At 41.8% G+C, this 11,356-nt stretch carries 14 protein-coding genes; 13 read left to right on the top strand and 1 reads right to left on the bottom strand.

The window, feature by feature from the left end:
- Positions 1 to 39: 39 nt before the first annotated feature.
- Positions 40 to 711 (bottom strand): outer membrane beta-barrel protein, encoded by a 672-nt coding sequence (locus DBR43_RS09660; RefSeq protein ID WP_124580142.1) that lies wholly within the window; start codon positions 709 to 711, stop codon positions 40 to 42.
- A gap of 340 nt (positions 712 to 1,051) precedes the next feature.
- Between DBR43_RS09660 and DBR43_RS09655 the strand changes: the two genes are divergently transcribed.
- From DBR43_RS09655 to traM, 13 genes are all read left to right on the top strand, one after another.
- Entirely contained in the window at positions 1,052 to 1,903 is an 852-nt protein-coding gene (locus DBR43_RS09655) for an RteC domain-containing protein (RefSeq protein WP_124580140.1), read from the top strand.
- Between the two features lie 107 nt (positions 1,904 to 2,010).
- Positions 2,011 to 2,496 (top strand): hypothetical protein, encoded by a 486-nt coding sequence (locus tag DBR43_RS09650; protein ID WP_158622469.1) that lies wholly within the window; start codon positions 2,011 to 2,013, stop codon positions 2,494 to 2,496.
- Between the two features lie 108 nt (positions 2,497 to 2,604).
- Entirely contained in the window at positions 2,605 to 2,949 is a 345-nt protein-coding gene (locus DBR43_RS09645; protein WP_124580136.1) for a DUF4134 domain-containing protein, read from the top strand.
- A 61-nt stretch (positions 2,950 to 3,010) separates the two neighbouring features.
- A complete protein-coding gene (locus tag DBR43_RS09640; protein WP_124580134.1) occupies positions 3,011 to 3,367 on the top strand; it encodes a DUF4133 domain-containing protein in 357 nt (118 codons plus the stop codon).
- Positions 3,354 to 5,816 (top strand): TraG family conjugative transposon ATPase, encoded by a 2,463-nt coding sequence (locus tag DBR43_RS09635; protein ID WP_124580132.1) that lies wholly within the window; start codon positions 3,354 to 3,356, stop codon positions 5,814 to 5,816. Before DBR43_RS09640 ends, DBR43_RS09635 begins: the two co-directional genes overlap by 14 nt.
- Before the next feature lie 20 nt (positions 5,817 to 5,836).
- Positions 5,837 to 6,208 (top strand): hypothetical protein, encoded by a 372-nt coding sequence (locus DBR43_RS09630; protein ID WP_124580131.1) that lies wholly within the window; start codon positions 5,837 to 5,839, stop codon positions 6,206 to 6,208.
- A gap of 11 nt (positions 6,209 to 6,219) precedes the next feature.
- Positions 6,220 to 6,921 (top strand): conjugal transfer protein TraI, encoded by a 702-nt coding sequence (locus tag DBR43_RS09625; RefSeq protein WP_124580130.1) that lies wholly within the window; start codon positions 6,220 to 6,222, stop codon positions 6,919 to 6,921.
- A 28-nt stretch (positions 6,922 to 6,949) separates the two neighbouring features.
- Entirely contained in the window at positions 6,950 to 7,555 is a 606-nt protein-coding gene (locus DBR43_RS09620; RefSeq protein WP_124580128.1) for a hypothetical protein, read from the top strand.
- A gap of 39 nt (positions 7,556 to 7,594) precedes the next feature.
- On the top strand, positions 7,595 to 8,182 hold the full coding sequence (locus DBR43_RS09615; protein WP_233602920.1) for a TerB family tellurite resistance protein: 588 nt from the start codon (positions 7,595 to 7,597) through the stop codon (positions 8,180 to 8,182).
- Positions 8,183 to 8,188: 6 nt separating this feature from the next.
- Positions 8,189 to 9,376, top strand: coding sequence for a conjugative transposon protein TraJ (traJ, locus tag DBR43_RS09610; protein WP_124580124.1), 1,188 nt, complete (start codon positions 8,189 to 8,191; stop codon positions 9,374 to 9,376).
- A 51-nt stretch (positions 9,377 to 9,427) separates the two neighbouring features.
- Positions 9,428 to 10,048, top strand: a complete 621-nt coding sequence (gene traK, locus DBR43_RS09605) for a conjugative transposon protein TraK (protein ID WP_124580122.1) — start codon at positions 9,428 to 9,430, stop codon at positions 10,046 to 10,048.
- A gap of 1 nt (position 10,049) precedes the next feature.
- Positions 10,050 to 10,274 (top strand): hypothetical protein, encoded by a 225-nt coding sequence (locus DBR43_RS09600; RefSeq protein ID WP_124580120.1) that lies wholly within the window; start codon positions 10,050 to 10,052, stop codon positions 10,272 to 10,274.
- 23 nt (positions 10,275 to 10,297) lie between these two features.
- The gene (gene traM, locus DBR43_RS09595) at positions 10,298 to 11,356 is read left to right on the top strand and encodes a conjugative transposon protein TraM (RefSeq protein ID WP_124580118.1); all 1,059 of its coding nucleotides are present in this window, start codon (positions 10,298 to 10,300) and stop codon (positions 11,354 to 11,356) included.

Genomic DNA, 11,356 nt, shown 5'->3' with positions numbered 1-11,356 from the left:
GCCGCTATAGAGAACGAAGGGATCTTGAGTGTTCCGATTCTATTTCCTGGTTTGTTTTTTCCCCAGGCCAAATGAAAAACGTATACCGGTAGCCACATTCAAATCACGGGTTCCGTAAGCTTTCATGAATATCTCTAGACTACTTTTGTTTTTTAACGGAATTTGGTACCCTATACCATAGCTTTGAAATAACCCGTTTGTTAAGTATTTTCCTTCTTGTCTAAGGCCATCAGGGCTAACTGACCCCGGATAGGTCAATTTTTGACTATTTCTGCCGATTCCAAATCCTGCTGCCAGATAGAAGTTCCCGATGTAATATTTTGCTCCCAGATTAAGTCCATATTCAATAACCCGTATGTGATTTGGCTTTAATGAGAAATCAGGCCCATTGAATTTTTTCGGGTTGTCTTTGCTGCCCGTAGAAATCATCGCTCCTGCGGTTAGACTCCAGCGGTTGTTAAACCGGTATTCATAACTCAATTCTCCTCCATATACAAAGGTTTTTTTATCAAGGTTAAATCCTGCAAAAGGAGCAATCTGTAAGGAGCTTTCCGGTTTTGATGGCTCTTGGGCCTTTAAGTTTGTTGAGCCTGCTATTCCTATAACAAGCATCATTAAAAATTTCCATTTTTTCATGGTCCAAAATTGTAGGGTGATTTTTTTTATTTCAAACAATTTAACATAATTAACTTTATTTACATTTTTTAACATTTATTGGTTTTAATTGTGAATTAATATTAAATAATGTCGGGTTTGTTTGCTTTTAGATTTTTTATTTTTAATTCCTGCCCGTAGCATGTGAAGTGGGTGTAAGAGTAGGAATTTCCCTGTTTTCCATTGCACGCAAGTTGCAGAATAGAATGTTTATAATTCTAGGGTGAATACCCTAAAATTATAAAATAAGGTAGTTACCCTATTTCCTTCTGAGGAGCTTCTGCCCAATTTTGGCAATAACGTAAATCGAAAATCAAACGCTTCTTATCCATGTAGTTGTGACAGACAATCACCAGTGAACAGGTGGCTACAGGATTTTATCTAAACTATATTTCATATGAGAAAGACTACCCTCAAACAAGCCTTCCGTGAACTCCGTGGCAGGTTAAAGGTAATTACTGGACTAGATCAGTTGAGTCCGGTAGAAAAGTTCAATGAGTCTATGTGTTTAATTAATGACTTTCTGACTGAAGTCCGACAGCACATCAGTGCGGTGGCCTTTAAAGATAAGTTTGAAGAGATCTACTTCTTTAAATTTGAAAAACCCGAATTTTATGCGCTGAAGATCTTTCAGGTGGCTCAGTTTACAATGACTCAGCAGATGCCGGTAGGAACCCGCGAAATGTTGCGTGAATTTTATCTGGAGGAACTGGCTTTTATTTCCCGATTTTTTAAACAACATGTTTTTCACTATGAATATTTTAGAGCAGGTTTCACCGACTTGGATGAAATCTTTTTTTTGAGGGGTACTACTCCTCAGACTTTACTCTTGCCGGTAATCCCGGAACTTGATTCTGAATTCTCAACCTGTTGTGATTACCTGTTTTCGCAATTCATTGCATATGAAATGCTGCAGGAGTATATTTTGAATGAATTGATGATACTTGAACAGAAGCAAGCCTCAGCAGGTCTGGCCACACAAGGAAAGAAATGGTTTGACTGGACCGGAGAGATCATTAACCTGGTAGAATTGGGCTATGGTATTTATTTGTCTAAACAATTGAATGATCAGAAAGCTGGACTCGCTGAGATCTTCAGGTGGCTGGAAGAAAGCTTTGGCGTACAAATTGGTATTCCCGCAAATCGGTTACGTGAAATTCGCCGAAGAAAGCGGTTGAGTAGAACACATTTTATGGAATTGATGCAACAGGTATTGATTGAATATATGGATCAGGACGATGCATTATAGCCCTTGCGGATTTATTTTTCTCTACTAGTGATGAGCCTGCCTCAGGCTTTTGAAAATTTGCTTTTAAATCCCGCTGCAATGGTGCAGCGGGCAAAAGTAAAATAACGATGTTAAAAGGCTTCTCATGGCAGGATTTCTTCCTTGCTGCAGTAGTTTTGAGTTTGCTTTGGTATGCCGGCGTTGTGCTGTTGTTTTATCGAAGACGAACCCTGAATTTGATAACGGGGAGACCACCTGACCATGTCTCACCATTGACGCATAGATGGCAGAATGATGTGGATGAACTTCAGCAGCCGGAGCTGATGGGGAAAACAAAAGGCAGAGAAGGGGTGGAGTTGCTGGAGGCGGAGGAGTTTTCTTTCGCCCCATCAACGAATAAACGGCCCGTAAATGCCCCTCTGGATGAAATTAAAGCTATTTGTGGGATTTTACAGCAGCAGGGAGGTAGTAAAGAAGACTTCTTTGCTTTGTTTACCCTTCTCCGTAGCAAATATCCTGAGCTCAGTCCGGTGGATACAAGCTTGAATGAGTTCATCACGGAACACCTTCCCTTTGAGTTAACCAGTGCTGAGCTTGTTGCTCTCTGGGATTAAGCAGAAACGGCTACTCGGACTATAATGAACTTGCTTTAAGTTCCTTCCCAAACAGATAATAGCGACAGGTAAAATCGCTGATTGAGGAAACAAAAACAAATCATTTATATGAAAAAGAACTCACAGAGTAACAAGGAAAAGATACGCTCTAATTATAAACTAATTCCAGTCGCGCTTATTCTTTGCAATATTCTTAACAGTATTGCTGCAAAGGCTCAGGATGGAAAGGCAGGTATACAGCAGGCTACAAATCAGGTGACTAATTACTTTGATGCCGGTTGTGACCTGATGTACGCAATTGGAGCTGTTGTAGGGCTTGTCGGCGCAGTAAAAGTGTTCAATAAATGGAATGGAGGGGAGCCTGATACCAGTAAAGTTGCTTCGGCCTGGTTTGGGTCCTGTATTTTCCTGGTGGTGGTGGCTACGGTGCTGAAATCGTTTTTCGGGGTATAGGTCAATCAGGTTCAGGTCACCTCCGCTCCAAATCAAATTTGAGTATAAAAATAAAAAGAAGATGAGTTTAATCTATCAAATCAATAAAGGAATAAATAAACCAATTGAGTTTCGGGGCTTGCACGGTCAGTATATCGCATATCTGGTGGCTGGCTTGGGCCTCTTGCTGATTGGTTTTGCCTTGTTATATATTTCAGGCGTCTCTTTTGCGCTGATTCTACCGCTAACCTTTGGCTTAGGCATAGCTCTTTTCTTTGTAGTCACAAGGCTTTCTAAACGTTTCGGCGTACACGGCCTAGGTAAGTTTATTGCTAAACGTGGATTACCGAAATATATCAGATTCAGATCAAGACGTGTTTTCATAGAATTAAAAACGGGAGCTATTCGCTCGGAAAGGGCTTGGTATGATCGAAATTGAAAAAATACTGCCGATCTGGAAAGTGGAAAATAATGCCATGATTTCTATGCATGGAGACATGACCATTGCCTACCGCATGACTTTGCCCGAATCAGGAACGCAGTCTGATCAGGACTTCGAGCACCTTCATCAGGCTTTCGTGAAAGCGATTCGGGTACTGTCTGTCGGAACGGTATTGCATAAAGCAGACTGGTTTACGAGGAACAAAGTAGGCGATGAGATCAAAAAGATGGAGCAGACTGCCCTGGCAAGAACTGGAGAACGATGTTTTAAAGACCGGCTATTTCTTCAACACGAATGTTATGTGTTCTTGACCCAGCAGCCTCAGGGTAGAAAGCTGTCGTCATCTGCTTATTCTAATATCCTGCGTAAATCCATTACGCCGGTCTTACTTCGGGACGAAAAATTGTTTGCAGGCTTTTTGTCTTCCTGCGGACAATTTGAGCGCATCCTGTTGGATAGTGGTGTGCTTGCATTAACCAGGCTAATCGATGATGAGCTCGCAGGAACTGCAAATGTTCCAGGTATTATAGAAAAATATTGTTTTTTACTCAAACCTGGCCAAAAGTCACTGATCAGAGATATCCATATTAAAGATAATATTCGTGTAGGGGAGAAACAATGTGAACTTTATACGCTTTCAGATGCGGTAGATCTTCCTTCCTTTTGTGGTCCAAGGATGAATTATGATAAGTATTCAACCGATCGGACAACCTATAGTATTGGCTTTGCCTCACCTTTGGGGCTGCTTTTGGACTGCGAACACATTTATAACCAGTATGTATTTATCACCGATCCCCGCAAAACAATTAAACAACTGGAAGCAAAGAAACTACGCCTACATTCTTTATCGGCCTATTCCCGGGAGAATGCGATCAGCCGGGATGCATGCAACGAATTTTTAAATGAGGCAGTGGTTACCCTTAAACTACCTGTAAAAGCAAGTTTTAATATACTTGCATGGTCAGCGGACTCTTCCGAGTTGTCGGAAATAAAAAACAAGGTCGGTTCGGCAATGGCTGCTATGGATGCGGTATGTAAGCTGGAAACCGATGGCGCACCTCAGATTTGGTTTGCCGGAATGCCGGGCAATCAGGCAGACTTCCCCCTAAATGATACTTTTGATACTTTTGTCCAGCAGGCAGCCTGCTTTTTCAATATGGAGAGCAACGGCAGATCTGACCCTCGGGGCCTGCGTCTGGGAGAACGCAGCTCAGGAAGACCACTCTACATCGACCTCTTTGACAATCCGATGAAATCAGGGCTGATCACTAACCGTAATCTATTTGTCTGTGGCGGTAGTGGAGCAGGTAAGTCATTAGCCATGAATCACCTGCTTCGCACGCTGTATGATGAAGGTACTTATTGTGTGACCATTGATATTGGTGGAAGCTACAAGGGCTTGTGCGAGTTGGTTGGTGGCTATTATTTTACCTACACCGAACAGGATCCGATTTGTTTTAACCCTTTCTTTATCGCTAAGGATGACACCCTGGACATTGAAAAGAAAGAAAGCCTGAAAACATTGCTGATCGCTTTGTGGAAGAAAGAAGATGAAAGCTATAATCGGTCAGAATATGTGGCAATATCCGTTGCAATTACCATGTATTACGCACACCTGGATGCCCACCCGGAGATAAAAGCCTGCTTTAATACCTTCTATGATTTTTTGATGCTGGAATATCTGGTTGTACTTAGAGATGGTAAAGTGAAAGAAAAGGATTTTGACATACAGAATTTTTTATATGTCTTAAATCCCTACTACAAAGGTGGTGAATTTGATTACCTGCTAAATGCTACACAGAACCTCGACCTCTTGAACGAACGATTTATTGTTTTCGAGATGGATAACATCAAGAACCATGAGATTTTATTCCCTGTTGTGACCATTATCATCATGGAAATGTTCATCTCCAAAATGCGCAAACTCAAAGGTAAACGCAAGATTCTGGCAATTGATGAAGCCTGGATCGCAATAGCAAAATCTGGTATGGCCGATTTCATTAAGTACCTCTATAAAACAGTCAGGAAATTTAACGGAATTGCCGCTCTGATTACTCAGGAAGTGGATGATTTAATCAGCTCCCCAATCATTAAGGAGACGGTAATCAACCTTTCTGATACCAAGTTGCTGCTGGACATGCGCAAATTCATGAATAAGTTTGACAAGCTTCAGGAAGCGTTGGGTTTATCTGATAAGGCAAAAACATTATTGCTTTCACTCAACAGGGCAAATGAGCCGGGAAAATCTTATCGGGAGTTATTATTGGATCAGGGAAGCCAGTGTCTGCATGTTTACCGTAATGAACTCTCTTTAGAGGAGTACCTGGTATATACCACCGAAGAAAGAGAAAAGCTGAAAGTTCAGGAATATGCATCCCGTTATGGCGGTGTGGAGAGAGGAGTTAGCATACTGGCTGCGGAAATTCTTCAGGGAATGAAAATTTAATCTTATAAAATAACTGGAAAATGAATCATTTATTAAAATTAAAGGTGTTTTTCTGTTTATGGTCTGCTGTCTGGCCGATGGCTTGTCAAACAGATATTATACCTGGGATTGCAGGTACCTATGTGGACTGCAGAGCAACTAAAATGGGCTTCATTGCTGATACCTTTAAGGTAGTGCACGACCATCGGCTACGTTACAAAATCTATCATAATACAGGTTTTAAGTTCAACGATGAAACTGCTAAAACAAAACACAAATCAGAATTTTGGTCTGGAGAGTATGACGACCTTCATAACAGTATCTCAGAATGCCGCCATGGCAACACTATTTTTTTTAATACGGCTAAAGGAACCTTAACAGTGAGAGAGCAGAAGTACGAACGCTTGAAATAACAAATTTATTCATGAAAACAATTAAGCAATATATGAGAACCTATATGGTTGTCCTGCCCTTTAGTGCCATGGTTTTGCTGGTTGCCTTGCCCTCGGGTGCAAATGCGCAGCTGGCTTTCGTGGAAGTCATCAAAGCAGGAGTTAAAAAAGTCATTCGTGCCGTTGACCTCAAAGTTCAGAGGCTCCAAAATCAGACAATCTGGTTACAGAATGCGCAGAAGGTGATTGAGAATCAATTGTCGAAGTTCAAACTATCAGAGATCTCCGATTGGACAGAGCGACAGCGTCAGTTGTATGCTGATTATTATCAGAAACTCTGGGAAGTCAAATCGCTAATCTCGACCTATAAACGGATCAAAGAGCTGGCTCAGATTCAGGCAGCGATCGTTCAGGAGTATAAATGGGCTATCGGCCTGTTCAAAAAGGACAAGCATTTTAGCGCAACTGAACTGCTGACTATGGAGGAAGTATATAGGGGGATTTTAGATGCCAGCATTAAAAATCTGGATCAGGTATTTGTAGTGATCAACTCTTTTAAGACTCAGATGGCTGATGCCAAAAGACTGGAGCTGATTGATGCTGCTACTGATCAGATGGAGCAGAATTATACTGATTTAAAGGAATTTAACCAGCAGAATATCGTCCTTTCTATACAGAGAGCAAAGTCCGGATTTGAAATTAAAACCTTAAAACAGATGTATGATGTCAATTAGAAGATGTTGTTTTTTTTTCCTGATTTGCATGGCCGGCTTTTTTGGCAAAGCAAAAGCTCAGAGCTGGGCAGAATGGTTTAAACAGAAAAAAACTCAGAAGAAATACTTATTGCAGCAGATTGCTGCTTTGCAAGTCTATGCGGATTATGCATATAAAGGATATCAGATTGTAGATTCAGGATTGCAAACGGTTAAAGACATCACAAATGGTGAATTTAAACTGCATAATCTTTTCATCACTTCTTTAAAGCAGGTCAGTCCGGCTTTGCGTAATGATGCACGGGTAGGAGAGATCATCATTTTGCAATTGGCCATAATTAAGGCCTTTGGAGGAATTAAAGGCAAGCACATACTCGGGGCCGAACACTTAGCCTATCTCACTGAAGTCAGCGGTAATGTGGTTGCGGGTTGTCTTGATGACTTACAGCAGCTGCTGCTGACCATCAGCTCTGCTAAATTGGAAATGACTGATGACCAGCGTTTGCAAAGACTCGATAGAATCTATCAAAGTATGCTGGATAGGTCTGCCTTCGCCCAAAGCTTTTGCAATAACCTGGCACAATTTATCCGTATGAGGCAGAATGAGCAAAAGGAAACTGAAGAATTAATCCATTGGTTTAATCTAATCCCCTAATGTATGATCAGGATAGTTTTAATAATCTTATTTTGCTGCATGGCAAAATGGTCTTTCTCCCAATCTCAGGAGGCCCAGCAGTTGCTGTTGAATGTAGAAAAACTTAGCCAGTTAAAAAATATTCTCTCGGATATGAAAAAAGGTTACCAGGTGGTTTCTCAGGGATACCAGGCGGTGAGCAATATTGCACGTGGTAACTTCTCTTTACATGAGCTGTTTCTTGATGGTATGATGCTTGTGAGTCCGGAGGTGAAAAAGTACCGTAAAATTGCAGACATCATTATCGCCCAGAAAAACCTGGTTGCTGAATATAAGTCGGCTCTTCGCCATTTTAATGCCTCAGGGAACTTTACCGTTACTGAACTTGACTATTTTATCAGTGTCTATTCCGAGCTGCTTGGACGTAGTATGCAGGGCTTGGATCAGCTTGCAATGGTCATCACAGCAAACAAATTACGTATGAGCGATGATGAACGTCTGCAAGCCATTGACAAGGTTTTTGAGGTTATTCAGGATAAGCTCATTTTTCTCCGGGCTTTTAATCAAAAAACAGAGATGCTTAGCCAGCAACGGAATAAGGAAAAGACGGAGAGCTCCGCCTTACAGAGATGGTATAAACTAAATTAAAAAAACATGAACAGATTTATGATAATAACCGCCAATTTGGTGGTTCTGGGCTTGCTTTTGCCTTGTATTTCGCTAGCACAGGGGAGTGCTATGGCCGGTTCGATAAGTGGATTACAACCTGTGCTGGATAATGTCTACAATGAAATGTTGCCCCTTTGTGCTAGACTGATTGGTGTGGCCCGTGGTCTTGCAGGCTTTGGAGCATTATGGTACATTTCTTCCAGGGTATGGCGGCAGATTGCAGCTGCAGAAGCAGTAGACTTTTATCCTTTAATGCGACCTTTTGCCTTGGGAATGGCAATTGTGCTGTTCCCAACAGTCATTGGGGTGATTAACGGGGTGCTGGAGCCCGTGGTAAGTGGTACAGCAATGATGGTGAAGGATAGTGATAAGGCGATTTTAACACTGCTCAAAAAAAAGGAAATTGCCGTAAACAAAAGCCCGCAGTGGGAGATGTATGTAGGCGAAAATGGAAGTGGTGACCGGGAAAAGTGGTATAAGTTTACCCATCCCCGCGATTCGGGTAGTGATCGTGAAGGAATTTTCGAAGGTCTGGGAAATGACGTGAAATTTTGGATGGACAAGCAGTCATATAATTTCAGAAATACCGTCAAACAATGGATGAGCGAAATACTTCAGGTGTTATTTGCTGCCGCAGCCCTTTGCATCAATACCATCCGTACTTTCTATTTGATCGTTATGGCTATGTTGGGACCATTGGTATTTGGTTTTGCTGTATTTGATGGATTTCAACATACCCTGACAGTGTGGTTGGCAAGGTATGTGAATATTTTTATGTGGCTCCCGGTGGCTAATATTTTTGGTAGTATCCTAGGCAAGATTCAGCAGAATATGCTCAAAATTGATATTGCACAGATCGCTCAACAAGGAGACACTTTTTTCAGTACAACGGATACCGCGTATTTGGTGTTCATGGTAATTGGCATTATCGGATATTTTACGGTTCCCAACGTGGCAAACTACATCATCCATGCAGGTGGCGGAAATGCCATGATGCAAAAGGTGAATTCGATCATTGCCGGTGGATCCGGTGTTGCCTTTTCCGGAGCGCAAGGGGCCGCAGGAATGGTTACCGATAGCTTTGATAACGCACGCAGGAATTTAAATCAGGGAATGGCGGAGGCATCAGGACAGGATTATTTTAAAGATAAGGTCTCAGGGAAGGGTTCTTAAAAGAACCAAGACATTTACAATTCACCAAAAATAACTTTAACTGCTGCCAATATGTTTACACAATTAAAAAATATAGATACCGCTTTTCAGCACATCAAGCGATTCAGCCTTTTTTTGATTCTTGCCAATGCTTTGGTGATGTGCTTTTGTATTTATAAGAGCTATGATATGGTGAGCACTGCCCAAAGCCGGGTACATATCCTGTTTAACGGAAAGGTGCTGGAAGCAGTTGCTCTGGACAGAAAGGTTAATCTTCAGGTGGAGCTGAAAGATCATATCAAAACTTTTCATCAGTATTTTTTTGACCTGAGTCCTGACGATAAGGCTATCCAGGCGACAATCGCTAAAGCTTTGTACTTGGCTGATGAATCTGCTAAAAAGCAGTACGATAACCTCAAAGAGTCTGGCTATTATAACAATCTGATCTCGGCAAACATCTCTCAGGACATTGAAATAGATAGCATCAGGGTTGACTTGAATCAATATCCTTACCCCTTTGTCTTTTATGCCACTCAAAAACTGGTGCGTTCCACAAGCACCCTGAAAAGGAAACTGATCACTCAGGGACAGGTTCGGGACATAAAAACCCAGACGGACAACAATCCCCATGGTTTTCTAATCCAGAAGTGGGAAACCCTGGTAAATACCGATTTGAATCATAAAGCATTATAGCATGAATTTTTTCAAAAAAAAGAAAACGCTGAGTCTGAATGCAGCTCAACAACGTAGCGCAGAAAAAATAGCACTTGAAATCTTAAATCTGCAACGTAAAGTGGCAGATTTTCTGAACCAGAAGACAACTCATCTTTCAGCTAGAGCCTGGCTTTCGCTACTGATCTTATTTTGCGGAATATCGGCAAGCTACCTGATCTGCCTTTTGACTTCTGCCTTTAAATAACCGAATACTAAAACATTGACAATATGAAACAACAGATTGATAAACATAGGGGCTTGCTGCTGCTACCCTTATTGATTTTACCTTTTCTGGCCCTTGGCTTCTATGCGCTGGGTGGAGGTAAAGAGCCCAGGCAACAAACCACTGCCTTTGAAAAAGGAATCAATACTTCCTTGCCCGATGCGCAGTTTAGCACGACGGATCCGCTGGATAAGATGGCCATCTACAACCTTAAACTAAAAGATTCTTCAGATGCGAATCATCAGCAACTGGATGCGGTGGTAGGGAAATATAACTTTAGGTTACCTGATGATCCCCAGACTAAACAAATCAATGAAAAGCTGTCCGCGATCAATAGGGAAATTAATACACCTTACCAGGTTCAGCCGAATTTTACTGAACCCCTAAGAAGCCCTGTGCCTGTTAGGCCAGGCATGTCAACAGATGTCAATCGCCTGGAAAGCCTGATACGCAGCATACAGCAGCCTTCTGATACGATAGACCCTGAGATTAGTCAGCTCAATTCAATGATGGATAAGATCATGGACATTCAGCACCCTGAGCTGAAAAAGCAACGCCTTCAGAAATCGTTGCCTTTTGCAACTGATAGCCTTTTTAAAGCGATTCCAGCAATCATTGCTGAAAACCAGAAAGTGATAGAGGGGGCGGTGGTGAAGTTAAAGATTTTGGATACCGTCAGAATCAACGGTCAATTGATTCCAAAGGGCCATTTGATATTTGGACTGGCAGCGTTCAGCAACCAGCGGTTGAATCTGGAAATTAAAAATGTTCGCTTGGGAAACTCTATCATTCCGGTGAATCTGACAGTCTTTGATCAACGGGATGCTATGGCTGGAATCAATGCTCCAGAGGTACTATTGACCGAGGCGCTAAACGGAGGTACTATTGAGGCAATGGGAAGTATCAGCCTTCCCGGATTTGATCAAGGCTTAACCACGCAGCTCGCTGGAGCTGGAATAGATGCGGCCAAATCCCTTTTTACCAAAAAGCTTAGACGTATTAAGCAGAAATTAAAGGCCGGTTATCCGCTGCTATTGCGGGACAATACGATAAGGAGAAAGTAA

It is taken from the genome of Pedobacter sp. KBW06, from assembly GCF_003852525.1.
Taxonomy (GTDB): Bacteria; Bacteroidota; Bacteroidia; order Sphingobacteriales; family Sphingobacteriaceae; genus Pedobacter.
This window is presented reverse-complemented; position numbering and strand designations above follow the sequence as displayed.

Excerpts from the sequence above, each read along its gene's own strand:
- DBR43_RS09660 (WP_124580142.1), bottom strand. The coding sequence starts at position 711 with ATGTTAAAAAATGTAAATAAAGTTAATTATGTTAAATTGTTTGAAATA.
- DBR43_RS09655 (WP_124580140.1), top strand. The coding sequence starts at position 1,052 with ATGAGAAAGACTACCCTCAAACAAGCCTTCCGTGAACTCCGTGGCAGG.
- DBR43_RS09650 (WP_158622469.1), top strand. The coding sequence starts at position 2,011 with ATGTTAAAAGGCTTCTCATGGCAGGATTTCTTCCTTGCTGCAGTAGTT.
- DBR43_RS09645 (WP_124580136.1), top strand. The coding sequence starts at position 2,605 with ATGAAAAAGAACTCACAGAGTAACAAGGAAAAGATACGCTCTAATTAT.
- DBR43_RS09640 (WP_124580134.1), top strand. The coding sequence starts at position 3,011 with ATGAGTTTAATCTATCAAATCAATAAAGGAATAAATAAACCAATTGAG.
- DBR43_RS09635 (WP_124580132.1), top strand. The coding sequence starts at position 3,354 with ATGATCGAAATTGAAAAAATACTGCCGATCTGGAAAGTGGAAAATAAT.
- DBR43_RS09630 (WP_124580131.1), top strand. The coding sequence starts at position 5,837 with ATGAATCATTTATTAAAATTAAAGGTGTTTTTCTGTTTATGGTCTGCT.
- DBR43_RS09625 (WP_124580130.1), top strand. The coding sequence starts at position 6,220 with ATGAAAACAATTAAGCAATATATGAGAACCTATATGGTTGTCCTGCCC.
- DBR43_RS09620 (WP_124580128.1), top strand. The coding sequence starts at position 6,950 with ATGGCCGGCTTTTTTGGCAAAGCAAAAGCTCAGAGCTGGGCAGAATGG.
- DBR43_RS09615 (WP_233602920.1), top strand. The coding sequence starts at position 7,595 with ATGGCAAAATGGTCTTTCTCCCAATCTCAGGAGGCCCAGCAGTTGCTG.
- traJ (WP_124580124.1), top strand. The coding sequence starts at position 8,189 with ATGAACAGATTTATGATAATAACCGCCAATTTGGTGGTTCTGGGCTTG.
- traK (WP_124580122.1), top strand. The coding sequence starts at position 9,428 with ATGTTTACACAATTAAAAAATATAGATACCGCTTTTCAGCACATCAAG.
- DBR43_RS09600 (WP_124580120.1), top strand. The coding sequence starts at position 10,050 with ATGAATTTTTTCAAAAAAAAGAAAACGCTGAGTCTGAATGCAGCTCAA.
- traM (WP_124580118.1), top strand. The coding sequence starts at position 10,298 with ATGAAACAACAGATTGATAAACATAGGGGCTTGCTGCTGCTACCCTTA.